This window comes from Aerosticca soli (genome assembly GCF_003967035.1).
Lineage (GTDB): Bacteria > Pseudomonadota > Gammaproteobacteria > Xanthomonadales > Rhodanobacteraceae > Aerosticca > Aerosticca soli.
This window is the reverse complement of sequence record NZ_AP018560.1, coordinates 1,971,925-1,997,624: the sequence shown is the minus strand read 5'-3', so window position 1 is coordinate 1,997,624 and position 25,700 is coordinate 1,971,925. Positions and strand designations below refer to the sequence as shown.

Below are 25,700 nucleotides of genomic sequence, written 5' to 3'. Positions count from 1 at the left end.
CGATGGCGCAGGAAATCCGCAACTACACGATGAACTTCGGTCCGCAGCATCCCGCCGCGCACGGCGTGCTGCGCCTGGTGCTGGAGATGGACGGCGAGACCGTGGTGCGCGCCGACCCGCACGTGGGCCTGCTCCATCGCGGCACCGAAAAGCTGGCCGAATCCAAGCCGTTCAACCAGTCGATCGGCTACATGGACCGGCTCGACTACGTCTCGATGATGTGCAACGAGCACGCCTACGTGCGTGCCATCGAGGTGCTGCTCGGCATCGAGCCGCCGGAACGGGCGCAGTGGATCCGCACGATGTTCGACGAGATCACGCGCATCCTCAACCATTTGATGTGGGTGGGCTCCAGCGCGCTCGACCTCGGCGCGATGGCGGTGTTCCTCTACGCCTTCCGCGAGCGCGAGGAACTGATGGACGTCTACGAGGCGGTCTCGGGCGCGCGCATGCATGCGACCTACTACCGCCCCGGCGGCGTGTACCGGGATCTGCCCGATCAGATGCCCAAGTACCGCGAGTCGCCCTGGCACAAGGGCAAGGACCTCAAGCGCTTCAACAGCTGGCGCGAAGGCTCGATGCTCGACTTCCTCGACGCCTTCACCGACGCCTTCCCCAAGCGTGTGGACGAATACGAGGAGCTGCTTACCGACAACCGCATCTGGAAGCAGCGCACCGTCGGCATCGGTGTGGTCACGCCGGAGGTCGCCCGGCAATGGGGCATGAGCGGCCCGATGCTGCGCGGCTCCGGCATCGCCTGGGATCTGCGCAAGAAGCAGCCCTACGCCAAGTATGCGGAGGTCGATTTCGACATCCCGGTCGGCGTCAACGGCGACTGCTACGACCGCTATCTGGTGCGGGTGGAGGAGATGCGCCAGGCCAATCGCATCATCAAGCAATGCGTCGCCTGGCTGCGCGCCCATCCCGGGCCGGTGATGATCGAAAACTACAAAGTCGCCCCGCCCAGTCGCGAGGTCATGAAGCGCGACATGGAAGCGCTCATTCACCACTTCAAGCTGTTCACCGAAGGTTACGGCGTTCCGGCCGGCGAGACCTACCAGGCGGTCGAGGCGCCCAAGGGCGAGTTCGGCTGTTATCTGGTCTCCGATGGCGCGAACAAGCCGTTCCGCGTGCATCTGCGCGCGCCGGGTTTCGTCCATCTCTCCTCGATGGACACGATCGTGCGCGGCTACATGCTGGCCGACGTGGTGGCCATGATCGGCAGCTACGACCTCGTGTTCGGTGAGGTGGACCGATGAAGACGACGCAAAAGACATCGGCTGCGCGTGCGCGTCTGGCGCATCGCGTGGTGCGGCATGGTTTCTTGAAATGGGACTGGGATGGCGGCCGGCCGGTCGCCGGGACGGGGCGCTGCCCGATGTCCGCTTCCCGGCGCCCGGAGCCAACCTTATGAAGCCCACCGGCAATTACGAGCAGGTCCGGCACGTCGATCCGCTCGCTGTGCTCAGTGAGCACACCCGCCAGCACATCGATGCCTGGGTGGCCAAGTTTCCGCCGGACCGCAAGCGCTCGGCACTGATCCAGGCGCTGTTCGCGGCGCAGGAGCAGAACGAGGGCTTCCTCACCGACGAGCTCATCACCGCGGTGGCCAAGTACCTCGATCTGCCGCCGGTCTGGGCCTACGAGGTGGCCACCTTCTATTCGATGCTGGAGACGCGCCCGGTCGGCCGTCACAACGTGGCGATCTGCACCAACATCTCCTGCTGGCTGAACGGCGCCGAGGAGATCGTGCGCCATTGCGAGAAGAAGCTCGGCGTCAAGCTCGGCGAAAGCACGCCGGACGGCCGCATCTACCTCAAGCGCGAGGAAGAGTGCATCGCCGCCTGCGCCTGCGCGCCGGCGATGACCGTGGACGGCCACTACCACGAGCATCTGACGATCGCCAAGGTCGACGAGATCCTCGACGGTTTGAAGTGATGAATCCCTTGAAGTGTGCGGCCACGGTCGGCCGCTCGGCGATTTTTGCGATCACGGACGATCGCCAAGACAGAGGCTAGGCGATGGCAGTCGGACCCGCACCGAAGGAACACCAGGTCGTCTACACCACGCTGCATTTCGACAAGCCGTGGGCGATGGACAGCTATGTCCAGGTCGGCGGCTACGCGGCGTGGCGCAAGATCCTCGCCGAGCGTCCCGATCCGGCCGCGATCATCGAGGAAGTGAAGAAGAGCAACCTGCGCGGCCGCGGCGGTGCGGGCTTCCCCACCGGCCTCAAATGGTCGTTCATGCCCAAGGGCAACATGCCCAAATACATGCTGTGCAATTCGGACGAGTCCGAGCCCGGCACCTGCAAGGACCGCGACATCCTGCGCTACAACCCGCATGCGGTGATCGAGGGCATGGCGATCGCCTGCTACGCCACCGGCTCGACCGTGGGCTACAACTATCTGCGCGGCGAGTTCCACCACGAGCCCTACGAGCATTTCGAGGAGGCGCTCAAGGAAGCCTACGCCGCCGGCCTGCTCGGCAAGAACATCCAGGGCACCGGCATCGACATCGACATCCATGCCGCGCTCGGCGCCGGCGCCTACATCTGCGGCGAGGAAACCGCGCTGATGGAATCGCTGGAGGGCAAGAAGGGCCAGCCGCGGTTCAAGCCGCCGTTCCCGGCCAACTTCGGCCTGTACGGCAAGCCCACCACCATCAACAACACCGAGACCTACGCCTCGGTGCCGGCGATCATCCGCAACGGCGCCGACTGGTTCCTCAGGCAGAGCAAGACCAAGAACGGCGGGCCGAAGATTTTCTCGGTCTCCGGCTGCGTGCAGAAGGGCGGCAACTTCGAGGTGCCGCTCGGCACCACCTTCGACGAACTGCTGGAGATGGCCGGCGGCCTGCGTCCCGGTCGCACGCTCAAGGGCGCGATTCCGGGCGGCGTGTCGATGCCGGTGCTCAAGGCCGAGCAGCTCAAGGGGCTGCCGATGGACTACGACACCCTGCGCGACCTCAAGACCGGCCTGGGTTCCGGAGCCATCGTGGTGCTGGACGACAGCGTCTGCTGCGTGCGCTTCACCCGCCGCATCGCGCAGTTCTTCCACAAGGAGTCCTGCGGCCAGTGCACGCCATGCCGCGAAGGCACCGGCTGGATGCACCGCGTGCTCGACCGCATCGTCGCCGGGCAGGGCACCCTGGAGGATCTGCATCGGCTCAAGGCCATCGCCGGACAGATCGAAGGCCACACCATCTGTGCCTTCGGCGAGGCGGCGGCCTGGCCGATCCAGGGTTTCCTGCGCCAGTTCTGGGACGAGTTCGAGTACTACATCGTCAACGGCCGTTCGATCGTCGATGACAAGCTGGGAGTGGCCGCATGAGTGCGCAGCCCGCCAACACCGATCTGCTCACCATCGAGATCGACGGCAAGCCGACGCAGATCCGCAAGGGCGCGATGATCATCGAGGCCGCCGACGCCATCGGCGTGCCGATTCCGCGCTTCTGCTACCACCCCAAGCTGCCGATCGCCGCCAACTGCCGCATGTGTCTGGTCGAGGTGGAGATGGGCGGCAAGCCGATGCCCAAGCCGCAGCCGGCCTGCGCCACGCCGGTGGCCGACGGCATGAAGGTGAAGACCCGCTCCGAGAGCGCGCTCAAGTTCCAGCGCGACGTGATGGAGTTCCTACTGATCAACCATCCGCTGGACTGCCCGATCTGCGACCAGGGCGGCGAGTGCGAGCTGCAGGACATCGCCCTGGGCTACGGGCGCAGCGTGTCGCGCTACACCGAACGCAAGCGCACCATCGCCGACGAGGACTTGGGGCCGCTGGTCGCCACCGAGATGACCCGCTGCATCCAGTGCACGCGCTGCGTGCGCTTCACCAGCGAGATCGCCGGCACCTACGAGCTCGGCGGCATGAGCCGCGGCGACAACCTGCAGATCGGCACCTACATCGGCAAGGCGCTGGAAACCGAGCTCTCCGGCAACGTGATCGACGTCTGCCCGGTCGGCGCGCTCACCAACAAGCCGTTCCAGTTCAAGGCGCGGGCCTGGGAACTCATCGCCCGGCCGTCGATCGGCTATCACGACGCGCTCGGTTCCAACCTGTGGCTGCACATCCGCCGTGGCGAGGTGCTGCGCACGGTGCCGCGCGACAACGAGGCGATCAACGAGTGCTGGCTCTCCGACCGTGACCGGTACAGTCACCAAGGTCTGTACGCCGCCGATCGCCTGCTGGCCCCCGAGGTCAAGCGCAACGGCCGCTGGCAGGTCACGACATGGGACGACGCCCTGGCCACCGCGGTCGAGATGCTGCAGGGCATCGCCGGCGAAGATCTCGGCATGCTGGTCCATCCGGCTGCCAGCAACGAGGAAGGCGATCTGCTGGTGCGCATGGCGCGCGGGCTGGGCTGTGCGCACATCGATCACCGCCTGCGCCAGCTCGACTTCAGCGACGGCGCGGCGGCCGAGCCGTTCGCCCTGCCGGTGGCGCAGTGGTCGGCGTTGCGCGCGGCGCTGCTGGTCGGCGCGAATCTTCGCCACGACATGCCGCTGCTGAACCATCGGCTGCATCAGGCGGTGCGCAAGGGCGCGCGGGTGCATGTCCTCAACCCGGCGCACTTCCCGTTCAATTACCGGCTGGCCGGCGAAAAAGTCGTCGCGCCGCACGCGCTGGTCGACGCTCTGCTGGCACTGGCGCGTGCCGCCGTGGCCGAGGGCGCGCAGGCGCCGGCCGCGCTCGCGGAAGCCATCGACGCGGCGGCGAGCGAGGCTGCCGATCACGACACGATGGCGGCGCTCAAGTCCGGACAGGCGGCGGTGGTCCTCGGCGAGGCCGCGCTGACTCACCCGCACGCTTCCTGGCTGCGCGCGCTGGCCCGGTTCATCGCACAGGCCACCGGCGCGACCTACGCCGAGCTGCCGCTGGGCGCCAATGCGGTCGGCCTGAGCCGGCTGGGTGTACTGCCTGCTGCCGGCGGACTGGATGCGCAGACGATGCTCGCGCAGCCGCGGCGCGCCTATCTGCTGCACGGCATCGAGCCCCCGCACGATTTCGCCGACGGCGCCCGTGCGCTGGCGGCGCTGCGCGGCGCCCGCGTGGTGGCCTGCACGGCGTTCGCACCGGCTGCGCTGCGCGAGGTCGCCGACGTGTTGCTGCCGATCGCGCTGCTGCCGGAAACCGACGCCACGCTGGTCAACGTCGAGGGCATCGCCCAGACCGTGCCGGCCGGCGCCACCGCCCCCGGCGAGGCTCGCGAAGGCTGGAAGGTGCTGCGCGCGCTGGGCGGGGCCATGCAGCTGCCCGGTTTCGAATTCGAGGACCTGGCCGGTCTGCGCGATGGCATCCTCGCGCGCCCGGTAACGCCGGTGCGTACCGGCCTGGCCGCGCGTGCGCCGGTGGACGGCGCGCTGACCCGCCTCGCGCTCTGGCCGATCTACCGCACCGACGCCGTGCTGCGGCGTGCCGAGGCGCTCAACGCGCATCCGCTCAACCCCGACCCGGCGGTGCGCGTCCATCCGCAGGAGGCGCAGCGGCTGGGTATGGTCGACGGCGAAAGGGTGCGCGTGGGCGGTGCCGAGTTGCCGCTCGCCGTCGATCCCGCGGTGCCGCCGGGTGCCGCCTGGATCGCCGCCGCGCACGATCTCACCGCCACGCTGCCGCCCTACGGCGCGTCCATCACCGTGAGCAAGGCCTAAATAGCCATGGGCGAACAGATCCTCAACCAGCTCGTCTGGCCGGTCGTCTTCATTCTCTGCATCGCGGTGCCGCTGATCCTGGCGGTGGCGATGTTCGTGTACTGGGAGCGCAAGGTCATCGGTTGGATGCACGTGCGCATGGGGCCGAACAAGATCGGCCCGCTGGGCCTGTTCCAGGCCTTCGCCGACGTGATCAAGCTCTTGGTCAAGGAAGTCATCCTGCCGGCCAGGGCCAACCGCTTCCTGTACTACTTAGCGCCGATGATCGCGGTGATCCCGGCCTTCGCGGTGTGGTCGGTGATCCCGTTCGGCGAGCGCGTGGTGCTGGCCAACGTCAACGCCGGCCTGCTGTACCTGCTGGCGATGACCTCGCTGGGCGTATACGGCATCATCCTCGCCGGCTGGGCGTCGAACTCGCGCTACGCCTTGCTCGGCGCGATGCGCTCGGCGGCTCAGGTGATCTCCTACGAACTGGCGATGGGCCTGTGCCTGGTCTGCGTGCTGGTGCTGGCCGGTTCGCTCAACCTCACCGACATCGTGCATGCGCAGGTCGGGCACAAGGGGCTGCTCGACTGGTTCTGGCTGCCGCTGCTGCCGGTCTGCGTCATTTATTTCATCGCCGGTGTGGCCGAGACCAACCGCGCGCCGTTCGACGTCGCCGAGGGCGAATCGGAGATCGTCGCCGGCTTCCACGTGGAGTATTCCGGCTCGGCGTTCGCGATCTTCTTCCTCGCCGAATACGCCAACATGATCCTGGTGAGCTTCCTCACCGCGATCCTGTTCTTCGGCGGCTGGCTGAGCCCGCTCGAAGGGCTGGTGCACGCGCACGTCTCGCCGTGGGTGGACTGGATCTGGACCGGCGGCTTCATCTGGCTGTTCATCAAGGCCTTCGTGTTCGCCTTCCTGTTCCTGTGGTTCCGTGCCAGCTTCCCGCGCTACCGCTACGACCAGATCATGCGGCTGGGCTGGAAGGTGTTCATCCCGATCGCGATCGTCTGGGTGCTGGTGGCCGGCTGCATGAAGTATTTCGACTGGGTCGTTGCGGGAGCTTAGAGAGTCCGATGAATCGCCTAACCGGTTTCTTCAAGAGCCTGCTGCTCGTCGAGCTGCTCAAGGGCATGGGGCTGACCATGCGTTACCTGTTCAGCCCCAAGTACACGATGCGCTACCCGATGGAGCACATCCCCAAGTCCAACCGTTTCCGCGGGTTGCACGCGCTGCGCCGCTACCCGAACGGCGAGGAGCGCTGCATCGCCTGCAAGCTGTGCGAGGCGGTCTGCCCGGCGCTGGCGATCACCATCGATTCGGCGCCGCGCGCGAGCGATGGCCAGCGTCGCACCACGCGCTACGACATCGACCTCTTCAAGTGCATCTACTGCGGCTTCTGCGAGGAGAGCTGCCCGGTCGATTCCATCGTGGAGACGCATGTGCACGAATACCATTTCGAGCGCCGCGGCGAGAACGTGGTGACCAAGCCGCAGCTGCTCGCCATCGGCGACCGTTTCGAGGCGGAGATCGCCGCGGCACGGGCCCAGGACGCGGCATACCGCTGAAGGCCAAGTCATGATCGATCCCAACCTGTTCCAGCTCGTCTGCTTCTACGCCTTCGCCGCGGTCGCCTTGGCCTCCGCGCTCGCGGTGATCACGCTGAAGAACTCCGTGCACGCCGTGCTCGCGCTGGTGCTGACCTTCTTCAGCAGCGCCTGCCTGTGGCTGCTCGCGCAGGCCGAGTTCCTCGCCATCGCGCTGGTGGTCGTCTACGTCGGCGCGGTGATGGTGCTGTTCCTGTTCGTGGTGATGATGCTCGACATCAACCAGGAGCAGGTGCGCGAAGGCTTCGTGCGCTACCTGCCGGTGGGTATCGTGGTCGCGCTGGTGATGCTGGCCGAGATGCTGGCGCTGATCGGCGTGCGTGCCATGCATGCGGTCAAGCCCGGGCCCGATCCGGCCGCGGCCGCGGGCGTTTCCAACACGGCCTGGCTCGGCCATGCGCTCTATACCGACTATCTGCTGCCGTTCGAGATCGCCGCGCTGATCCTGACCGTGGGCGTGGTCGCCGCGGTGGCGCTGACCCTGCGTCCGCGCCAGGGCGTGCGCCACCAGGACGCCGGCGAGCAGGTGCACGTGAAGGCCAGCCAGCGCCTGCGCATCGTCAAGATGGAGGCGGTGCGTCCCCAGGCGTCCGCGCCCGCATCGGAGGAGCTTCCCAAGCCATGATCACGCTCTCCCATTACATCGTGTTCGGCGCGCTGCTGTTCTGCATCGCCGTGGCCGGCTTGTTCATCAACCGCAAGAACGTAATCGTGCTGCTGATGGCGATCGAGCTGATGCTGCTTGCGGTCAACACCAACTTCGTCGCCTTCTCGCGCTTCCTGGGCGACGTCTCCGGGCAGGTGTTCGTGTTCTTCATCCTCACCGTGGCGGCGGCCGAATCCGCCATCGGCCTGGCGATCCTGGTGCTGCTGTTCCGCAACCGCGACACCATCAACATCGCCGAAATCGACGACCTGAAGGGTTGAGCGGATGACACTCTCCACTTCCATCCTGCTGATCATCGTGCTGGCGCCGCTGGCCGGCTGCCTGCTGGCCGGCTTCCTCGGCAAGTTCATCGGCCGCGCCGGCGCGCATACGGCGACCATCCTCGGTGTCGCCATCGCCTGCGCGCTGTCGTTCTACGTCCTCTACCAGCTGGTCTGGGGTGGTGCGGCGAGCTACAACCACGACGTCTACACCTGGTTCGAGATCGGTCGCTTCCATGCCAGCGTCGGTTTTCTGATCGATCGCCTGACCGCGATGATGATGGTGGTGGTCACCTTCGTGTCGCTGCTGGTGCACATCTACACCATCGGCTACATGGCCGACGATCCGGGCTACCAGCGCTTCTTCAGCTACATCTCGCTGTTCACCTTCTCCATGTTGATGCTCGTCATGAGCAACAACTTCATGCAGCTGTTCTTCGGCTGGGAGGCGGTGGGCCTGGTGTCGTACCTGCTGATCGGCTTCTGGTACAGGCGGCCGACGGCGATCTTCGCCAATCTCAAGGCGTTCCTGGTCAACCGCGTCGGCGACTTCGGCTTCCTGCTCGGCATCGCCGCGGTGCTGTATTTCCTCGACACGCTGGATTACGCCACCGCCTTCGCGCACGCCGGCAGCCTGGTCGGCCGCACGCTGCAGGTCAGCCAGAACCATGCCTTGGATGCGGCCACGGTGATCGGCGTGCTGCTCTTCATCGGCGCGATGGGCAAGTCGGCGCAGGTGCCGCTGCACGTGTGGCTGCCCGACTCGATGGAAGGCCCGACCCCGATCTCGGCGCTGATCCACGCCGCGACCATGGTCACCGCCGGCATCTTCATGGTGGCGCGGATGTCGCCGATCTACGAGCTTTCCGACGCCGCGCTCGGCTTCGTGATGGTGATCGGCGCGACCGGCGCGCTGTTCACCGGCCTGATCGGCATCGTGCAGTACGACATCAAGCGCGTGGTCGCCTATTCCACGCTCTCGCAGCTCGGCTACATGACCGTGGCGCTCGGCGCCTCGGCCTATGCCGGCGCGGTGTTCCATCTGATGACGCATGCCTTCTTCAAGGCGCTGCTGTTCCTGGGCGCGGGCTCGGTGATCATCGCCATGCACCACGAGCAGGACATGCGCTACATGGGCGGCCTGCGCAAATACATGCCGGTCACCTGGATCACCATGTGGATCGGCGCGCTGGCGCTGTGCGGCGTACCGTTCTTTTCCGGCTTCTACTCCAAGGACGCGATCATCGAGGCGGTCGGCCTGTCGCATCGCTGGGGCTCGGGCTATGCCTACGTGTGCGTGATGGCCGGCGTGTTCGTCACCGCGCTGTACACCTTCCGCCAGATGTACCTGACCTTCCACGGCAAGGAACGTTTCACCGTCGCCGCGCACGACAGCCATGCGGCGCACGGCGGCCATCACCGCGGCGGCGGCGCGCAGGAGACGGCGGGGCCGGAGCCGCATCCCAGTGTCGAGCCGCACCATGGCGAGCCGGGCGTGCTGGCGCATCCGCCGCACGAGTCGCCCTGGGTGGTCACGCTGCCGCTGGTGCTGCTGGCCATTCCTTCGCTGCTGATCGGCTTTTTCACCGTCGGGCCGATGCTGTTCGGCGGCTGGTTCGGCGAGGCGATCCACGTGGAAACGTCCCACGACGTGCTCGGCGAGATGGCGCGCGAGTTCCAGGGCAGCGCGGCCATGGCCCTGCACGGCTTCCTGAGCCTGCCGTTCGCGCTGGTGCTGCTGGCCTTCGCGATCACCACCTACATCTATCTCTTCAATCCGGGCCTGGCCGACCGCATCAAGCGCGCGCTGAAGCCGCTCTATGTCGTCCTGGAGAACAAGTACTGGTTCGATACCGTCTACTACGCGGTGTTCGCGCGCGGCGGCGTCGCCCTGGGCCGCCTGTTGTGGAAAGGCGGCGACGCGGCGGTGATCGACGGCGCCCTGGTCAACGGTTCGGCGGCCCTGGTCCAGCGCATCGCCGCGGCGGTACGCCGCCTGCAGTCGGGCTATCTCTACCACTACGCCGTCGCCATGATCCTCGGCCTGGTCCTGCTGCTCGGCGGGTACTGGCTGGTCGGCCAAAACGGGCAATAAGGGAAGCAGCTTCATGTCCAATCACCTGCTCAGCCTGCTGATCTGGTTGCCGATCGTCGGCGCGGTTCCGGTGTTGCTGGCCGGCTCCGGTCGGCCGCAGCTGGCGCGCTGGCTGGCCCTGTGCGTGGCGGTGCTGACATTCATCGCCAGCCTGGGCCTGCTGGCTGGGTTCGATCCGACCACCGCCGCCATGCAGCACGTGGAGGATCACCTCTGGATCGCCTCGCTCGGCGTGCATTACGCGCTGGGTGTGGACGGCATCGCGGTGGCGCTGATCCTGCTCACCACCGTCGTCGGCATCCTGGTGATCGTGGGCGCGTGGGAAGTGATACGCGACAAGCCGCACCAGTACATGGCGGCGATGCTGGTGCTCGAAGGTCTGATGATCGGCGTGTTCTGCGCCACCGATGCGCTGCTGTTCTACGTGTTCTTCGAGGCGATGCTGATCCCGATGTTCATCATCATCGGCATCTGGGGCGGCCCGCGGCGCGTCTATGCCACGCTGAAGTTCTTCATCTACACCTTCTTCGGCTCGATCTTCATGCTGGTCGGGTTGATCTACCTGTACCTCAAGGCCGGCACCTTCGACCTGCATGCGCTGGCGGCGCTGCCGCTGACGCTGCGCGAGCAGAGCTGGCTGTTCTTCGCCTTCCTGCTTGCCTTCGCGGTGAAGGTGCCGATGGTGCCGGTGCACACCTGGCTGCCGGATGCGCACGTCGAGGCGCCGACCGGCGGCTCGGTGGTGCTGGCGGCGGTGATGCTGAAGATCGGCGGCTACGGTTTCCTGCGCTTCTCGTTGCCGATCACGCCGGATGCATGCGAGCAGTTCGCCTGGCTGGTGATCGCGCTCAGCCTGATCGCGGTGGTCTACATCGGTTACGTCGCGCTGGTGCAGGAGGACATGAAGAAGCTGGTGGCCTATTCCTCGGTGGCGCACATGGGTTTCGTCACCCTGGGCATCTTCATCGGCTTCCTGCTGGTGCGCGGCGCCGGCAATGCCGATGCGGCCAGGCTCGGCATGCAGGGCGCGATGGTGCAGATGATCTCGCACGGCTTCGTGTCCGGCGCGATGTTCTCCTCGATCGGCGTCATGTACGACCGCCTGCACACGCGGCAGATCAAGGACTACGGCGGCGTCATCAACGTGATGCCGTGGTTCGGCTTCTTCTACGTGCTGTTCGCCATGGCCAACTGCGGCCTGCCGGGCACCAGCGGCTTCGTCGGCGAGTTCTTCGTCGTGCTGGCGAGCTTCGCCGCCAATCCATGGATCGCGCTGATCGCCGCATTCACGCTGATCATCGGCGCGGCCTACACGCTGTGGATGGTCAAGCGCGTGCTGTGGGGCGAGATCACCAACCCGCACGTGGCCGAGATGAAGGACATCAACGGCCGCGAGGCGTTCGTGCTGATCGCCTTCGCCATCGCCGTGCTGGCGATCGGCATCTGGCCGCAACCGCTGATCCACCTGATGGATGGCGCGGTGGGACAGCTCGTGCAGCAGATTGGCGTCCACAAGATCTGATCGGGACCGAACATGCCGACTCTCAATGACCTCCTGATCCTGTTGCCGGAGCTGTACCTGACCGCGGCGGCGTGCGTGCTGCTGCTGCTCGACGCCTTCATCAGGCCCGGCCAGCGCCATCTGCTGCACTGGCTGTCGATCGCCGTGGTGCTGATCGGTATCTACCTGGTGGTGAACGGCCCGGGCACGGGGACGGTGACTGCCTACGGCGGCATGTTCGTGCGCGACGGCGTGGCCGGTGTGCTCAAGGTGTTCGTGCTCGCCTGCACGGTGCTGGTCTTCATCTACGGCCGGCCGTATCTGATCGAGCGCAAGCTGTATCAGGGCGAGTTCTACACGTTGGCGATCTTCGCCGCGCTCGGCGCCATGCTGCTGGTCTCGGCCGGCAATCTGGTGATGGTCTATCTGGGCCTCGAGCTGCTCACCCTATCGACCTACGCGCTGGTTGCGCTGGATCGTGACTCGCCGCGCTCATCGGAGGCGGCGATCAAGTATTTCGTGCTCGGCGCGATGGCCTCGGGCATGCTGCTCTATGGCATGTCGATGATCTACGGCGCCACCGGCACGCTCGCGCTCGCCAAGCTGCACGAGGCCGCCGCGCAGACGGCGATGCCCAACCTGCTGGTGTTCGGGCTGATCTTCGCCATCGTCGGCATCGGCTTCAAGCTGAGCGCGGCGCCATTCCACATGTGGGCGCCGGACGTCTACGAAGGCTCGCCCACCGCGGTGACCGTGTTCATCGCCTCGGTGCCCAAGCTGGCCGCCTTCGGCATGGCCTACCGCCTGCTCGCCAACGGCCTCGGCGACCTGGCGCCGCATTGGCAGCACATGCTGGCGGTGCTGGCGGTGATCTCGCTGGCGATCGGCAACCTGGTCGCGATCGTGCAGACCAACCTCAAGCGGTTGCTCGCCTATTCGACCATCTCGCACATGGGCTACCTGCTGGTCGGCCTGGTCAATGCCGGACCGGAAGGCTACGCCGCGGCGATGTTCTACGCGGTGAGCTATGCGCTGATGGGCACCGCGGCCTTCGGCGTGATCCTGGCGCTGGCGCGCGCGGGCTTCGAGTGCGACGCCATCGACGATCTCAAGGGCCTCAACCAGCGCTCGCCGTGGCTGGCCTTCCTGATGCTGCTGGTGATGTTCTCGCTGGCCGGGGTGCCGCCGCTGTTCGGCTTCTACGCCAAGCTGCTGGTGCTGCAGGCCGCCGTGCACGCGGGCATGCTGTGGCTGGCCATCGTCGGCGCGGTGTTCGCCATCATCGGCCTCTACTACTACCTGCGCGTGGTCAAGGTGATGTACTTCGATGCGCCGGCCGAAGGCCGCGAGCTGCGCATGCAGCCCGATCCTGCGCTGCGCCTCTTGCTCTCGGTCAACGCGCTGGTGCTGCTGGCCCTCGGCCTGTACTGGGGGCCGCTGCTCGGCTGGTGTCAGCGCGCCTTTACCGGTTGAGCATCCCGCCCGGCGTGGCCTGGGCGCCGGGCGTTCCTGCGTGATGTAGAGTGCTCCGGCACCGTGCCGGCATGCCTTTTCCGTGCGGTGCGCTTTCTCACAGCAATCCGCGGGGAATCCATGCACATCGAAGACATCGCCTGGCGCATCGTCGACAGGCCCGGTGAGACCTTCAAGGTCCACCGCTCGCTCTATACCGATCCGGACATCTTCGAGCAGGAGCTCAGGCACATTTGGGAAGGCACCTGGATCTATGTCGGCCACGACAGCCAGATTCCCAATCCGAACGACTATCTGACCACCGTCATCGGACGCCAGCCCGTGGTCATCAGCCGCGGCGCCGACGGCGTCCTGCGCGGCTTCATCAATGCCTGTTCGCACCGTGGCGCCATGGTCTGCCGCAAGGCGCGCGGCAGCGCCAAGCGCTGGGTTTGTCCTTACCATGGATGGGTCTATGACAACCGCGGGCAGCTGCTCGACGTGAAGGACGAGGCCGATGGCGCCTACCCGGAAGGCTGGCAGCGCCAGGACTACGGCCTGACTCCGGTGCCGCATGTGGCGAGCTACCACGGCTTCATCTTCGCCAGCCTCAACCCCGACGTGCCGGACATCAAGACGCATCTGGCCGCGGCGGCGCCATTCCTGGAGCTGTTCGCCAACGAATCGGCCGAAGGGCTGGAGGTGCTGCCCGGCCATTCGGTCTACACCCATCGCGGCAACTGGAAGATGCAGGCCGAAAACGGCGTCGACGGCTACCACGTGGATGTCGTCCACGCCTCGTACTTCCGTCTGTTACAGGAGCGGGCCCGCCAGGCGGCGGCCGCGGGCGGCAAGGACAACGTCAAGGCGATCCAGATCGGCGACATGGCCAAGACGCAGAGCGGCAACTACGACCTCGGCAATGGCCACGTGATGATCTGGACCGACGTGCCCAATTTCCGCGATCGCGCGCTCGGCATGCAATACGACGCGCTCGAGGCGCGGGTCGGTCCCGTGCAGGCCAAATGGATGGCCGGACGCGTGCGGCAGGTGCTCATCTATCCGAATGTCATCCTGTTCGACGGCATTTCCACCCAGTTGCGCTCGTGGCGTCCCCTGGCGCCGGATCAGACCGAGGTGCACGCCTACTGCATCGCCCCGCGCGGCGAGCCGGCCGAGGCGCGTGAGCGGCGCATCCGCCAGTACGAGGATTTCTACGGTGCGAGCGGCATTGCCACGCCAGACGACCTGACCGAGTTCGATGCCTGCCAGAGCGGCTACGCCGGGCGCAACGCGGAATGGCAGGATTTCGACCGCGGCATGCGCCGACGCGTGGTCGGTGCCGACGAGCCGGCCCGCGAGCTCGGCTTCGAACCGCAGGTGAGCGCCAGCCGCTGGTCGGACGAGACCCTCTACCATGGCGAATACCGGCAGTGGCTCAAGCTCATCACCGAGGGTCTATGCCGCGAGGAGGCCAAGCACCATGTCGCCTGACGCACAGCTCAAGGAGCGCGTGACCGAGTTCCTGCTCGAGGAAGCCGATTGCCTGGACGAGCGCCGCTGGCACGACTGGCTCGCGCTCTACGAGGAGGACGCAGTGTATTGGGCCCCCTCGTGGGACGACGACGACCACCTGATCGATGATCCACACGCCGCCATTTCGCTCATCTATTGCAGCAGCCGCGCGCGCCTGGCCGAGCGCGTCTGGCGCATCGAGTCGGGCTTGTCGTCATCGCTCCTGCGCCTGCCGCGCACGCGGCATCTCGTCACCAACATCCGGCTGCACGAAGTGACCGCGGACGGCATCACCGTCACCGCCAACTTCCAGGTCAATGCCTACAAGCACGAGGAACAGCGCACCGACATGTTCTTCGGGCAGTACCGCTATCGACTGACGGCGGGCGAGCGGCTCACGATCCGCGAGAAGTACATCATGGTCTGCAACGACGTCATCCCGCGACAGATGGACATCTTCCACATCTAGCGGCTGTGGCGGCCAGGGCAGCGAGGCGAGAGTCGCGCCCGCGATGCGGGGGCGGACCCGTGGAAACCGCAGGCTGCCATCCTCGCCGTCACGGCGCGCGATGGCAGCCTGTCCGGGTCGGATCTCAGCGCGGCAGAGGCGTTGGTGAAAGGGTGAAGCGGTAGCGCGTGGGGCCGGGCAGCAGCGGCGTCGGGCGGCCATCCACCCAGTCGGCGTGACCTGCGCCATAGAACGGCGAGAGCGGATGATCGCTCTGGCCGCCAGGCATCTCCAGGATGCCCTGCGCCTCGTGCCCCGGGCTCACCACCAGCCGTTCGGAGGCGCCGAAGGCGGGGGCGGCTACGCGCGGCATGTTGGCATCGCCGGGCAGCGGCTGGTCGGGCATGTCGAGCAGGCGGGCGATGAACGCCGGCAGCGCCGGGGACAGCGCATGCCGGATGCCGGCGTGATTGACCTCGCCCCAGCGGCGTGCCGGCAAACCGCCCGGCTGGCGGCCGAGCTCGTCCGTGACCCGGCGTGCCGCCGCCTGCAGCAGGGCGTCCCAGTCGGCGTAGGCCGGATCGAGCAGCCAGCCCGGCCGGTCGCGCAGCAAGGCCCAGACCGCCGCCTCCGCCGAGGCGCCCGGCGGCCAGGCGAAATCGGGGTATCGCGCCTTGACCTGGGCCACGAACGGGGCCAGTACGGCGCTGTGAACGGCCTCGCGAAAGGCGCGCACCAGGCGGTAGTCCACGCTGTCCACGGCGGCGCGGCCACGCCAGGTGGCGGTGAGTTCGCGCAGCTCGGTCAGCGCGGGATCGCGGGTGCCTGCCAGGGTGTCCTGCAGCAGCCGTTGCCAGCGCGCCAGAAACAGCGCGCGATCGTCCAGCGCGATAGCGAGCAGGCTGTCCGCGGTGAAGCGGTTCTGCGCGCGCAGATCGTCGCGGATCTGCTGGGCCCGGGCGCCGAGATCGTGGCCGCCGCTGCCGAGCAAGGCCAGCCAGGCACCGCCGACGGTACGCTGGTTGGCAGTCCAGAGCCGGCCATCGGGTGGATCGAGCAGGCGCGGATAGTCGGCCGGGGCCGTCCAGCCCTGCCAGCCGACGCCCGGGCGCGACCAGTCGGCCGGCAGGGTCGGGTCGTAGCCCGTGCGTTGCGGCAGGCTGGTGCCGGTCACCGTCCAGCCGATGTGGCCGCCGGCGTCGGCGGCCAGCAGATTCTGCGGCGGCATGCCGAAGGTGGGCGCGAGCGCCACTGCCTGCGCCACGCTGGCGGCGTGTTCGAGCGCCATCAGGCCGAGGTTGTAGCCGCGCGGCAGGTCGCCGATCCAGGCCAGCGCCAGCGGCGTGCCGTCGGTGTCGGTAGCCATGATCGGGCCCCAGCGCGTGGTTTCCACGATCAGGCTGCGGTCGGCCTGGCCGCGCACGTGGATCAGCTCGACGTGGCGTTCGATGTTCGCCCAGCCTTCGGGCACCGCGTAGCGCGAGGCATCGGCCGGGTCCCGCCGGATCCGCACCCAGTCCAGCCAGTCGCCGAAGCTGTTGGTGAAGCCCCAGGCGAGTTGGCCGTTGGAGCCGGCCACCAGCGCGGGCGTGCCGGGCAGGGTGACGCCGACCGCATCGCGCCGGCCGTTCGGGGCTGTCGGGTCGGCATAGCGCAGGCGGGCCCGGAACCAGATGTCGGGGACGCGCAGGCCAAGATGCATGTCGTTTTCGAGCATGGCCGCGCCGGTGCCGGTGAGCGCGCCGGCGACGGCGAAGTTGTTGCTGCCGGCGCGGCGATCGTCCAGGGCCGGGGCCAGTGCGGCGGTCAGCGTACTCCGCGCCGGCGTCGGCGTCGGTGATGCCTGCCGGCGCAGGTCGAACACGCTGGCCGCGGGCGGTGCCGGCGGCGGCGAGAGCGCTCCGTCCAGCGGCGCCTCCCAGGCCGGGTCCGGAGCGGTGAGGAAATCGACCAGCGGGGCGGGCAGCACCGCACGCAGCTCCGCCAGGCGCCGCTCGCGCTGGTTGTGTCCGTCGCCGTTGAGATCCAGGTACATGGATGCCAGCACCAGCAAGGTGTCTTCCGAGCGCCAGGGCCTGGGCGTGCTGCGCAGGAGGTAATAGGCCCACGGCCGACTGTGCAGGTCGTCCAGACCGGCGTTGACGCCGTCGCGATAGCGATCCAGCGTCCGCCGCTGGTCCGCCGGCAGCTCGGCGTAGGCTTGCCCCACCATCGCGCGCAGGCGGTGGCGCCGATGATCGAGGTCGGCCTGGAGCGCGCTCGGGCCGATCAGCTCGGCCAGTTCGCCGGCCGGCAGCCGGCGCATCAGGTCCATCTCGAAGAAGCGTTCCTGGGCGTGCACGAAGCCCAGTGCCCAGGTGAGGTCGTCGCGGCTGTCGGCGGTCAGGGTGACGCTGCCGAGCGCGTCGCGTTCCACCGCTACCGGCGCGGCCAGCGCCGGGGTGGTGAGGTCGCCGCGCAGTCGCGCACGGCCGTCGGCCAGCGCATACCAGGCGGCGAGGAGGGCGACGAGCACCACGGCCACCAGGCCCAGGGTCAGCCGGCGGAGGACCCGGCGCAGGAAAGAAGCTTGGCTCATGAGGCGAAGACCGCGAAGATGCCCGCATAGGGCTTGACCATGAAGGCCGGTGCGCCGGCGTAACCCACGCCGTCGATGTAGAACTGCGAGATGCTGCCGTCCAGGTAGAGTGCGTCGCGGCAGTGCAGCGCGTCGCGGAAGAACCGCGCGAAGGTGTGGAAGTTGACCGGTGTTTCGCTGACCGCGAAGACCACCTGGGTCGGGCTCGGCGCGCATACCCCGCTGCGCCATTTCAGGCTGCCCGAATCATCGGCGAAGGCGGGGTTGATCTGCCCGTCGATGACCAGCATGGGGCCGGACTGGCTCGCCCAGCGCACCGGCCGGTGCGCGGCCTTGAAGGCCTCGCTGGTGCGTACCAGCGCATGGCCTTCGAGGTCGATCGCGAAGACGCCGTTCGGGCGCAGCGAGAAGTTGCCGGCGGCCGGATTGCCGTGGACGAGATTGAGCGGCACCAGCGTGCGGCCGTCCTCCACGTGCAGGCCGAGCGGCGCGTTGGCGCGATCGTAGATGCCGGCGTTGGCGGCGAACAGCAGCTTGCGGCCGCGCGCCTCGCCCCAGCGGCGCAAGGTCTCGATATCGCCGAACGGCTGGCCACTGTCCGGATCGCGCCAGTACAGCTTGAGCGCATGGCGCCGTAGGTCGATCCGCACGATGCGGAACGACTGGTCGGCAAACCGCAGCGAGGCGCTTTCCAGGGGCCGGTCGGCCGTGGCACAGGCGCAGGCCAAAAGCCAGAAGACCGGCGGCAGGACGCGGCACAGCCGGACGAGCGGAAACGGAAAACGGCGTGGCATCCGCGCATGGTCGCCGCCGGCGGGTGGCCGGTGCAAGCCTCGCCGCCGCTGGCGTCGCGCACGCTAAACTCGGCTTTTTTGCCGCACCTCTCCGCCATGCCTTACACGCCGATCGTCGCCACGCTGGGCTACGTGCTTTCCCCCGATCATCGACAGGTGCTCATGATCCATCGCAACGCGCGTGCCGACGACCAGCACCTGGGCAAATACAACGGCCTGGGCGGCAAGATGGAGCCGGAAGAGGACATCGCCACCTGCATGCAGCGCGAGATCCACGAGGAGGCCGGCATCGTCTGCGAATCGATGCGCCTGCGCGGCACGCTCAACTGGCCCGGTTTCGGCCCGAACGGCGAGGACTGGCTGGGCTTCATTTTTCTGATCGAGCGCTACAGCGGCGAGCCGTACATGCGCAATCCGGAAGGCACGCTCGAATGGGTGCCGCGCGAAAAACTCCTGGCCCTGCCGATGTGGGAGGGCGACCGGCATTTTCTGCCGCTGGTGTTCGACGCCGACCCGCGGCCTTTCCATGGTGTCATGCCGTACGCCGGCGGACGGCCGCAGTCCTGGTCGTACATGCGGCTTTGAACGCGCCGACGATCCGCATCGTCGCCGCGGTGATCCGCGACGACCGCGGTCGCGTGCTGCTGGTGCGCAAGCACGGCGCGGCGGTGTTCCAGCAGCCCGGCGGCAAGCCCGAGGCGGGCGATGCGGATGCGCTGGCCACGCTGGCGCGCGAGCTGCGCGAAGAGCTGGGTTGCGCGCTCGATCCGGGGGCGGCGCGCTTTCTCTGCCGCGCCAGCGCGCCGGCGGCGAACGAACAGGGCCACGTGGTCGAGGCCGAAGTCTTCGAAGTGCAGGTGCTGGGCGAGCCCTGCGCACAGGCCGAGATCGCCGAGTTGCGCTGGATCGATCCAGCCACGCCGGGTGAGCTGCCGATCGCGCTGCTCAGCCGCGAGCACATCCTGCCGCGGCTGCGTTGAGAAAAACCCGCTGTCGATCGGGTGTTCGGCAGCGGCGGAAGCCCCGTGGATTTGCGCTTACTGCACCATCGCACCGTCGAACAGGACGCTTCAAGCCGCGTCTCATAGCCACGCCGGCATGGGCCACATGGGCCCTGTTTGGCGAATCAGCCTTTCCCCGGAATCGGCTCGCCACAGGCCGATGGCGATCGACGCTTGCTCAATGCACGTGATAATGCCCCTGGGTGCCGCCCACGGAGATGCTCATGCCCCCGGTGGGATGCCCGCAGTGGCCGAAGGCCTGGCTGATGGTGACGCCGGCGGCCTGGTAATCGCCGCTGACATGGTTGCCGCCCATCACACCCATGCCGACGCTGCCGTGCAGCTGCGGCTGATTGAACGTGGCGTCATCGCAGGCGGGTGCTGCACGCGCCGTGTCGGTATCGGCGAGCCGGCCGCTGGTGTCGCCATACCAGGTGCCCGGAGGATCCTTGGCATAGGGCGAGGGCGCTTGAGTGACGGCGCCAGAGGACGTCGCCGCCGCGGGGGCCTTGACGGGCGCACCTTGCGCGGCCGTCGTGCCGCTGGCCGCCGGATAGTCGGCCGGCAGCTTCAGGTTGAGCGTCTGGCCGGTACCTTGCGCGCAGACGGCAGCGGTGCCGAGACAGGCCGCGAAACAGGCGAGGCGCAGGGGCTTCATGGCGGTTTCCTCAAAAAAGGGACGGAAGCTGGAACGCACGATACCCGTCGCGGGTGCACAGCTTGCGATTCCATCGCCCCGCAAAAGTTCACGCCGACGCATGCGCAAAGGCCAAAAAGGCGGCCATTGCCCGTGCGGCGCCCTTTAGGAAGCCGCGGCCTCGATGCGATCGACCCGGCGCAGGCCGCGTGGCAGCACGCCGCCGCGGCTGGCGCGATGGCCGCCGTAGGCGATCAGGTCGGGCCAGCGGAGGGTCAGCTTGCGCTGGCCGGCGTACAGCGTCACCTCGCCATTGCCTTCGGGGATGACCGCGATGCCGGCCACCTTTTCCTCGCCGCTGGCCAGTTTCGCCCTGGGAATGTCGATGAGCTTGTTGCCCTTGCCCTTATCGAGCTCGGGCAGTTCGGCCACCGAAAACATCAGCAGGTGACCCTCGGTGGTGACGACGACGATGCGGTCGCGGATGGGGTCATGGCTGATCTGCGGCGGCAGGAGATGCGCGCCGTCGGTGAGCGTGACCACCTGCTTGCCGGCCTTGTTGCGGCCGGTCAGGGACTCGAAACGGGTGACGAAGCCGTAGCCGTGGTCGGTGGCGATCACCAGCCGGGTGTCGTCGTCGCCGGCGACGATCGCCTCGAAATGGGCGCCGGCCGGCGGACTGAACCGGCCGGTCAGCGGCTCGCCGTTGCCGCGCGCGGAAGGCAGGGTATGGATCGGCGTGGAATAGCTGCGGCCGGTGGAGTCGAGCACCGCCAGCTGCTGCGTGGTACGCGCCTTCACCGCGGCGAGCAGGCCGTCGCCCTCGCGATAGCTCAGCCCCTCGGCATCGACGTCGTGTCCCTTGGCGGCGCGGATCCAGCCTTTTTGCGAGAGCACCACGGTGACCGGCTCGCTCGGCACCAGCGCGCGCTCGTCGAGCGCCTGCGCGGCCTCGCGCTCGATCAGCGGCGAGCGGCGGGCGTCACCGTATTTCTCCGCGTCGGCCTTGAGTTCCTGCTTGATCAAGCCCTTGAGCTTGGCCGGCGATTTCAGCAGCACGTTGATGCGTGCGCGCTCTTCTTCCAGCGCGTCGCGCTCGGCGTTGATCTTCATCTCTTCCAGGCGGGCGAGCTGTCGCAGGCGGGTTTCCAGGATGTAGTCGGCCTGTTCCTCGCTGAGGCCGAAGCGCGCCATCAGCACCGGCTTGGGCTCGTCCTCGGAACGGACGATGCGGATCACCTCGTCCAGGTTGAGGTAGGCGATGCGCAGGCCCTCCAGCAGATGCAGCCGGCGCTCGACCTTGGCCAGGCGATGGTTGAGCCGGCGCGTCACCGTGGCGGTGCGGAAGCTCAGCCACTCGGTGAGGATGCGCTTTAAGTCCTTCACCTGTGGCCGGCCGTCCAGGCCGATCATGTTGAGGTTGACGCGGAAGCTTTTTTCCAGGTCGGTGGTGGCGAATAGGTGGCGCATCAAGCCGTCGACGTCGATGCGCCCGGAGCGCGGCACGATCACCAGGCGGATCGGGTTCTCGTGGTCGGATTCGTCGCGCAAATCCTCGATCATCGGCAGCTTCTTGGCGCGCATCTGCGCGGCGATCTGCTCGAGGATCTTCGCCGGGCTGACCTGGTGCGGCAGCGCGGTGACCACGATGTTGCCGTCCTCGCGCTTGTACACGGCCCGCGCGCGCACCGAACCGCTGCCGGTCTGGTAGAGGGCGAGCAGTTCGCGGCGCGGGGTGATGATCTCCGCCTCGGTGGGGAAGTCCGGACCCAGGATGTGCTCGCACAGCGCGGCGACGTCGGCCTCGGGGTCATCGAGCAGCCGGATGCAGGCGTCGATCACTTCGCGCAGGTTGTGCGGCGGAATGTCGGTGGCCATGCCCACGGCGATGCCGGTGGCGCCGTTCAGCAGGATGTGCGGCACCCGCGCCGGCAGCCAGGACGGCTCTTCCAGCGTGCCGTCGAAGTTGGCCGTCCAGTCCACCGTGCCGTGGGCGAGCTCGCTGAGCAGGGCTTCGGCGAGCGGCGTCAGGCGCGACTCGGTGTAGCGCATCGCGGCGAAGCTCTTGGGGTCGTCCTGCGAGCCGAAATTGCCCTGGCCGTCGATCAGCGGATAGCGGTAGGAGAACGGCTGCGCCATCAGCACCAGCGCCTCGTAGCAGGCACTGTCGCCGTGCGGGTGGAACTTGCCGATCACGTCGCCCACGGTGCGCGCGGACTTCTTCGGCTTGGCGCCGGCGGCGAGGCCGAGCTCGCTCATCGCGTAGATGATGCGCCGCTGCACCGGCTTCAGGCCGTCGCCGATGAAGGGCAGCGCGCGGTCCAGCACCACGTACATGGAATAGTCCAGGTACGCGCGCTCGGCGTACTGCTTGAGCGGGATCTGTTCGAAATTGGCTTGCAGGTTCATGCAGGTTCGCGTGTGGGTCGGCAAACGGACGATGGTGCCAGAAGGCCCGCTGCGGCGGGGGCGGCGGGCTTCGCGCGGCTCACGGCCGCCCGCCGCGGCGGATCAGCGCGAGCACCTCGTGACAGGCACCCATGGTGTGGTAGTCGGTCTTGCCGGCCGGACTCTTCTCGTCGCTGTACTTGCGGTTGTCGCGGGTCAGGATGCGATACCAGGCGCCGTGGCGGTGATCGACGAAATGTCGCCAGGCGTAGGTCCAGAGGCGGATGTACCAGTCATCGTAGACGGCCTCGCCGGTGCGTTCGTGCAGCAGCGCCGCGGCGGCGAGGGATTCGGCCTGCACCCAGAAGTATTTGTCGTCGTCGCAGATCCGGCCTTCGGGGTCGAAGCCGTAGCACAGGCCGCCGTAAGTGTCGTCCCAGGCGCGCTCGACGGCGGTGTCGAACAAGTGGCGCGCGGTCGGCAGCAGCCAGTCCGGCTTCGTGCGTCCGGCGCCATCGAGCTCGCGCTCCAGGATCAAGAGCAGCTTGGCCCATTCGGTCTGGTGGCCGGGCTGGAACCCCCAGGGCCGGAACAGATGTTTCGGATCGTCCTTGTGGTAGTCCCAGTCCACGTTCCAATGGGCATCGTAGTGCTCCCATACCAGCCCGCCCGCCTTGGCCGCCTGTCGGCGGGTGATGTGATCGGCGAGGGTGAGGGCGCGCTCGAGGTAGCGGCCCTCGCCACTGGCCTGCCAGGCGGTGAGCATCGCCTCGCACAGGTGCATGTTGGCGTTCTGGCCGCGGTAGGGGCTGAAGTGCCAGTCGGGGTCGGCCTCGTCGCGGTAGAGCCCGGCCTCGGGTTCCCAAAAGCGCCGTGCCAGGAGCTCCCAGGTTTCCTCCATCCAGGCGGCGGTGTCGAGGCCGGCCTTGCGCGCGCTGGCGTAGGCGAGCAGCACGAAGGCGACGCCGTAGGCATGGTTGGTGCGGTCCTCGGGGTGGCCGTCGCAGATCGTCCAGGCATAACCGCCGGTGGCCGGGTCGCGGTGCACCTCGCGCAGATAGGCGAGTCCGTGGCGGGCCATGTCCAGGTACGCGGGCGAAGCGAATTCGCGCGCGGCCATCGCATAGTTGTAGACGAAGCGCGTGCTGCTCACCAGGTGGCGATGGCGGGTGTCGTAGACGCGTCCGTCGTCCTTGAAGTAGTGGAAAAAACCGCCGGCCGGGTCGAGCACGTGCGGCTGGTAGAAGGCGAGGATGCTGGCGATGTGCTCGCGCAGGAAGGCGGCACTGCGAAAATCGGGAAGGGCGGGAAGCGTGTTCATGGGCTGGGTGTCCTTGCAAGTCGCCGGTGTCGGCGTTCTGGCCGAAGCCGGCGAAGGCGGCTCAGGGTGCGCGCGTCACGGTCACGCCCAGCGCCGCCAGCCGGGCCTGCAGGCTGTCCGGACCGGCCAGATGGGCCGCGCCGACGGCGATGAAGTAGGTGCCGGGCTGGGCCAGCAGGGATTGGATGCGCTGCGCCCAGGCGGCGTTGCGTTCCACCAGCAGCCGCCGGTAAAGCGCAGGTTCCTCGCGGGCCAGGGTGTCGTTCTCGAGCCGCGCGATGGCGGCCACGTCACCGGTCTTCCAGGCGTCGATGAGCTTGCCAAGCTCCTCGCCGGCACGATCGGTCTCCCGCAGCATCGAGCGCAACAGGCCAAGCTGCAGCGACATCGGCAGGTCGGCGAGAAAGCGGATCTGCTGCTCGGCCGTCTCCAGCGCGCGCACGGGTTTGCCGGCGCGGCTCATGGCCTCGCGCAGCTGGCGGTCGACGCCTGCGGCGGGGTCCAGGCCCGCCTTGGTCAGCGGCGCCACGGTCAGGGTGAGCGCGGCCAGCCAGGGCTTCATGAGGTTCAGGCGTCGGCCATCGTCGATGCTCGCCAGGCGCGCGGCGTGCTGCAGCCGATCCCACTCCGCCGGCGTGAGCCGCGTGGACAGCGGATGGGCGGTGTCGATGCCGTAGCGCAATACCAGCGCGGACATGATCAGCGGATCGTCATCGACGATTTCCACGTATAGCGCCTGGCTGGCGGCCAGGGCCCGGTCGAGCGATGGATCGCGCCAGCTGGTGTCGTGTGGCAGCAGATGGACGGTGCCGAACAGGTAGACCGTGGCATCGGCACGTCTGGCCACCCACAGCGCCGGCTGCGCGTGGGCAAGGCCGGCAAGGAGCAGCAGCGCGAGCCCGGCCAGGCAGCCCCGTCGGGCGCGCAACCTGACGGGAGCGGCCGGCCGGCGCCCAGGCGCAAACCGTTTCATGCCATCCAGCGCGGCGCACGCTTGGCCAGGAAGGCGCCGAGCCCTTCCTGGCCTTCGGCCGAGACGCGCAGCCGGGCGATCAGCGCGGCGTTGTCGCGGTCGATGCGCTCGGCGGCGGCCTCGTCGAGTTCGGCCATCGCCAGGGCCAGTCGCTTGGCCTCACCCTGCGCCTCGGGACCGGCCTTGGCCAGATGCGCCAGCGCGGCTTCGACGGCACCGTCCAGCGCTTCACCGGCGACGACTTGATGCAGGAGGCCGATCCGCCGCGCCTCTTCGGCGTCGAAGATCTCGCCGGTCACGAACAGCCGGCGCGCCTGGCGCAGGCCGATGGCGGCGATGACGTAGGGCGAGATCATCGCCGGCACCAGCCCGAGCCGCACCTCGGTCAGCCCGAAGCGGGCGGTGCCGACGCCGATGGCGATGTCGCAGCAGGCGACTAGGCCCACGCCGCCGCCGTAGGCGGCGCCATTGACGCGGGCCACGGTGGGCTTGGGAAAGAACTGCAGGCTGCGGATCAACCGCGCCAGGCGCAGGGCGTCGGCCAGGTTTTCTTCCTCGCTGGCATGCACCTGCCGCTGCATGGCGCCCAGGTCGGCGCCGGCACAGAAGCTCTGGCCCAGACCGGTGAGCACCAGGGCCCGCACTTCCGGATCGTAGCGGGCCTTTTCCAGCTGCACGATGAGCTCGTCGATGAGCGCCTCGTCGAGCGCGTTGTGGACCTGCGGGCGGTTCATGGCCAGTTCGCGCACGCCGGCGCGATCGGCAACGAGGACTTCGTTCATGGGCACGTGCTCGCTCAAGGAATTGAGTTATGCATTATGCCGTCAG

Annotated in this window: 22 protein-coding genes; 15 read left to right on the top strand and 7 right to left on the bottom strand. The window is 67.8% G+C overall.

Going from position 1 to position 25,700, the window contains the following annotated elements; all coding sequences use genetic code 11:
- Positions 1 to 2 precede the first annotated feature (2 nt).
- From ALSL_RS09270 to ALSL_RS09210, 13 genes are all read left to right on the top strand, one after another.
- Entirely contained in the window at positions 3 to 1,259 is a 1,257-nt protein-coding gene (locus ALSL_RS09270) for an NADH-quinone oxidoreductase subunit D (protein ID WP_126538551.1), read from the top strand.
- Positions 1,260 to 1,410: 151 nt separating this feature from the next.
- Positions 1,411 to 1,938 (top strand): NADH-quinone oxidoreductase subunit NuoE, encoded by a 528-nt coding sequence (gene nuoE / locus ALSL_RS09265; RefSeq protein WP_126538549.1) that lies wholly within the window; start codon positions 1,411 to 1,413, stop codon positions 1,936 to 1,938.
- Between the two features lie 83 nt (positions 1,939 to 2,021).
- Positions 2,022 to 3,332, top strand: a complete 1,311-nt coding sequence (nuoF, locus tag ALSL_RS09260; protein ID WP_126538547.1) for an NADH-quinone oxidoreductase subunit NuoF — start codon at positions 2,022 to 2,024, stop codon at positions 3,330 to 3,332.
- The gene (gene nuoG / locus ALSL_RS09255; RefSeq protein ID WP_126538545.1) at positions 3,329 to 5,650 is read left to right on the top strand and encodes an NADH-quinone oxidoreductase subunit NuoG; all 2,322 of its coding nucleotides are present in this window, start codon (positions 3,329 to 3,331) and stop codon (positions 5,648 to 5,650) included. Before nuoF ends, nuoG begins: the two co-directional genes overlap by 4 nt.
- A gap of 6 nt (positions 5,651 to 5,656) precedes the next feature.
- Positions 5,657 to 6,703: an NADH-quinone oxidoreductase subunit NuoH gene (nuoH, locus tag ALSL_RS09250; protein WP_126538544.1), complete on the top strand. Its 1,047-nt coding sequence runs from the start codon at positions 5,657 to 5,659 to the stop codon at positions 6,701 to 6,703.
- An 8-nt stretch (positions 6,704 to 6,711) separates the two neighbouring features.
- Positions 6,712 to 7,203: an NADH-quinone oxidoreductase subunit NuoI gene (gene nuoI / locus ALSL_RS09245; RefSeq protein WP_126538542.1), complete on the top strand. Its 492-nt coding sequence runs from the start codon at positions 6,712 to 6,714 to the stop codon at positions 7,201 to 7,203.
- 10 nt (positions 7,204 to 7,213) lie between these two features.
- Positions 7,214 to 7,867 (top strand): NADH-quinone oxidoreductase subunit J, encoded by a 654-nt coding sequence (locus tag ALSL_RS09240; protein ID WP_174928836.1) that lies wholly within the window; start codon positions 7,214 to 7,216, stop codon positions 7,865 to 7,867.
- Positions 7,864 to 8,169 (top strand): NADH-quinone oxidoreductase subunit NuoK, encoded by a 306-nt coding sequence (nuoK, locus tag ALSL_RS09235; protein ID WP_126538540.1) that lies wholly within the window; start codon positions 7,864 to 7,866, stop codon positions 8,167 to 8,169. The genes ALSL_RS09240 and nuoK overlap by 4 nt, the downstream gene beginning before the upstream one ends.
- A gap of 4 nt (positions 8,170 to 8,173) precedes the next feature.
- The gene (gene nuoL / locus ALSL_RS09230) at positions 8,174 to 10,264 is read left to right on the top strand and encodes an NADH-quinone oxidoreductase subunit L (RefSeq protein WP_126538538.1); all 2,091 of its coding nucleotides are present in this window, start codon (positions 8,174 to 8,176) and stop codon (positions 10,262 to 10,264) included.
- 13 nt (positions 10,265 to 10,277) lie between these two features.
- Positions 10,278 to 11,786 carry an NADH-quinone oxidoreductase subunit M gene (locus tag ALSL_RS09225; RefSeq protein ID WP_126538536.1) on the top strand — a complete coding sequence of 503 codons (1,509 nt, stop codon included), beginning with the start codon at positions 10,278 to 10,280 and terminating at the stop codon, positions 11,784 to 11,786.
- A 12-nt stretch (positions 11,787 to 11,798) separates the two neighbouring features.
- The gene (nuoN, locus tag ALSL_RS09220; protein ID WP_126538534.1) at positions 11,799 to 13,238 is read left to right on the top strand and encodes an NADH-quinone oxidoreductase subunit NuoN; all 1,440 of its coding nucleotides are present in this window, start codon (positions 11,799 to 11,801) and stop codon (positions 13,236 to 13,238) included.
- A 120-nt stretch (positions 13,239 to 13,358) separates the two neighbouring features.
- Positions 13,359 to 14,711, top strand: a complete 1,353-nt coding sequence (locus tag ALSL_RS09215; protein WP_126538532.1) for an aromatic ring-hydroxylating oxygenase subunit alpha — start codon at positions 13,359 to 13,361, stop codon at positions 14,709 to 14,711.
- Positions 14,701 to 15,201: an aromatic-ring-hydroxylating dioxygenase subunit beta gene (locus tag ALSL_RS09210; RefSeq protein ID WP_161970946.1), complete on the top strand. Its 501-nt coding sequence runs from the start codon at positions 14,701 to 14,703 to the stop codon at positions 15,199 to 15,201. The genes ALSL_RS09215 and ALSL_RS09210 overlap by 11 nt, the downstream gene beginning before the upstream one ends.
- A 124-nt stretch (positions 15,202 to 15,325) precedes the next feature.
- Here the strand turns inward: ALSL_RS09210 and ALSL_RS09205 are convergent, their stop codons facing one another.
- Both ALSL_RS09205 and ALSL_RS09200 read right to left on the bottom strand, forming a co-directional pair.
- The gene (locus ALSL_RS09205; protein WP_126538528.1) at positions 15,326 to 17,758 is read right to left on the bottom strand and encodes a penicillin acylase family protein; all 2,433 of its coding nucleotides are present in this window, start codon (positions 17,756 to 17,758) and stop codon (positions 15,326 to 15,328) included.
- On the bottom strand, positions 17,755 to 18,552 hold the full coding sequence (locus ALSL_RS09200; protein WP_126538526.1) for a phosphodiester glycosidase family protein: 798 nt from the start codon (positions 18,550 to 18,552) through the stop codon (positions 17,755 to 17,757). The genes ALSL_RS09205 and ALSL_RS09200 overlap by 4 nt, the downstream gene beginning before the upstream one ends.
- 96 nt (positions 18,553 to 18,648) lie before the next feature.
- Between ALSL_RS09200 and ALSL_RS09195 the strand changes: the two genes are divergently transcribed.
- Positions 18,649 to 19,137, top strand: coding sequence for an NUDIX hydrolase (locus ALSL_RS09195; RefSeq protein ID WP_126538524.1), 489 nt, complete (start codon positions 18,649 to 18,651; stop codon positions 19,135 to 19,137).
- On the top strand, positions 19,134 to 19,532 hold the full coding sequence (locus ALSL_RS09190) for an NUDIX hydrolase (RefSeq protein ID WP_126538522.1): 399 nt from the start codon (positions 19,134 to 19,136) through the stop codon (positions 19,530 to 19,532). The genes ALSL_RS09195 and ALSL_RS09190 overlap by 4 nt, the downstream gene beginning before the upstream one ends.
- Before the next feature lie 199 nt (positions 19,533 to 19,731).
- Here ALSL_RS09190 and ALSL_RS09185 read toward each other — a convergent pair whose 3' ends face one another.
- The 5 genes from ALSL_RS09185 to ALSL_RS09165 form a co-directional block, all read right to left on the bottom strand.
- Positions 19,732 to 20,211 (bottom strand): hypothetical protein, encoded by a 480-nt coding sequence (locus ALSL_RS09185; protein ID WP_126538520.1) that lies wholly within the window; start codon positions 20,209 to 20,211, stop codon positions 19,732 to 19,734.
- Positions 20,212 to 20,355: 144 nt separating this feature from the next.
- Positions 20,356 to 22,599, bottom strand: coding sequence for a DNA topoisomerase IV subunit A (parC, locus tag ALSL_RS09180; RefSeq protein ID WP_126538518.1), 2,244 nt, complete (start codon positions 22,597 to 22,599; stop codon positions 20,356 to 20,358).
- Between the two features lie 79 nt (positions 22,600 to 22,678).
- Positions 22,679 to 23,899 carry an AGE family epimerase/isomerase gene (locus ALSL_RS09175; protein ID WP_126538516.1) on the bottom strand — a complete coding sequence of 407 codons (1,221 nt, stop codon included), beginning with the start codon at positions 23,897 to 23,899 and terminating at the stop codon, positions 22,679 to 22,681.
- A 61-nt stretch (positions 23,900 to 23,960) separates the two neighbouring features.
- Complete coding sequence (locus ALSL_RS09170; RefSeq protein ID WP_231700202.1) at positions 23,961 to 24,827, bottom strand: TraB/GumN family protein; 867 nt, start codon at positions 24,825 to 24,827, stop codon at positions 23,961 to 23,963.
- A 41-nt stretch (positions 24,828 to 24,868) separates the two neighbouring features.
- Entirely contained in the window at positions 24,869 to 25,654 is a 786-nt protein-coding gene (locus ALSL_RS09165) for an enoyl-CoA hydratase-related protein (protein ID WP_126538512.1), read from the bottom strand.
- Positions 25,655 to 25,700 lie beyond the last annotated feature (46 nt).

Bases quoted from the DNA above. Each gene is read 5' to 3' on its own strand.
- ALSL_RS09270 (WP_126538551.1), top strand. From the start codon at position 3: ATGGCGCAGGAAATCCGCAACTACACGATGAACTTCGGTCCGCAGCAT.
- nuoE (WP_126538549.1), top strand. From the start codon at position 1,411: ATGAAGCCCACCGGCAATTACGAGCAGGTCCGGCACGTCGATCCGCTC.
- nuoF (WP_126538547.1), top strand. From the start codon at position 2,022: ATGGCAGTCGGACCCGCACCGAAGGAACACCAGGTCGTCTACACCACG.
- nuoG (WP_126538545.1), top strand. From the start codon at position 3,329: ATGAGTGCGCAGCCCGCCAACACCGATCTGCTCACCATCGAGATCGAC.
- nuoH (WP_126538544.1), top strand. From the start codon at position 5,657: ATGGGCGAACAGATCCTCAACCAGCTCGTCTGGCCGGTCGTCTTCATT.
- nuoI (WP_126538542.1), top strand. From the start codon at position 6,712: ATGAATCGCCTAACCGGTTTCTTCAAGAGCCTGCTGCTCGTCGAGCTG.
- ALSL_RS09240 (WP_174928836.1), top strand. From the start codon at position 7,214: ATGATCGATCCCAACCTGTTCCAGCTCGTCTGCTTCTACGCCTTCGCC.
- nuoK (WP_126538540.1), top strand. From the start codon at position 7,864: ATGATCACGCTCTCCCATTACATCGTGTTCGGCGCGCTGCTGTTCTGC.
- nuoL (WP_126538538.1), top strand. From the start codon at position 8,174: ATGACACTCTCCACTTCCATCCTGCTGATCATCGTGCTGGCGCCGCTG.
- ALSL_RS09225 (WP_126538536.1), top strand. From the start codon at position 10,278: ATGTCCAATCACCTGCTCAGCCTGCTGATCTGGTTGCCGATCGTCGGC.
- nuoN (WP_126538534.1), top strand. From the start codon at position 11,799: ATGCCGACTCTCAATGACCTCCTGATCCTGTTGCCGGAGCTGTACCTG.
- ALSL_RS09215 (WP_126538532.1), top strand. From the start codon at position 13,359: ATGCACATCGAAGACATCGCCTGGCGCATCGTCGACAGGCCCGGTGAG.
- ALSL_RS09210 (WP_161970946.1), top strand. From the start codon at position 14,701: ATGTCGCCTGACGCACAGCTCAAGGAGCGCGTGACCGAGTTCCTGCTC.
- ALSL_RS09205 (WP_126538528.1), bottom strand. From the start codon at position 17,758: ATGAGCCAAGCTTCTTTCCTGCGCCGGGTCCTCCGCCGGCTGACCCTG.
- ALSL_RS09200 (WP_126538526.1), bottom strand. From the start codon at position 18,552: ATGCCACGCCGTTTTCCGTTTCCGCTCGTCCGGCTGTGCCGCGTCCTG.
- ALSL_RS09195 (WP_126538524.1), top strand. From the start codon at position 18,649: ATGCCTTACACGCCGATCGTCGCCACGCTGGGCTACGTGCTTTCCCCC.
- ALSL_RS09185 (WP_126538520.1), bottom strand. From the start codon at position 20,211: ATGAAGCCCCTGCGCCTCGCCTGTTTCGCGGCCTGTCTCGGCACCGCT.
- parC (WP_126538518.1), bottom strand. From the start codon at position 22,599: ATGAACCTGCAAGCCAATTTCGAACAGATCCCGCTCAAGCAGTACGCC.
- ALSL_RS09175 (WP_126538516.1), bottom strand. From the start codon at position 23,899: ATGAACACGCTTCCCGCCCTTCCCGATTTTCGCAGTGCCGCCTTCCTG.
- ALSL_RS09165 (WP_126538512.1), bottom strand. From the start codon at position 25,654: ATGAACGAAGTCCTCGTTGCCGATCGCGCCGGCGTGCGCGAACTGGCC.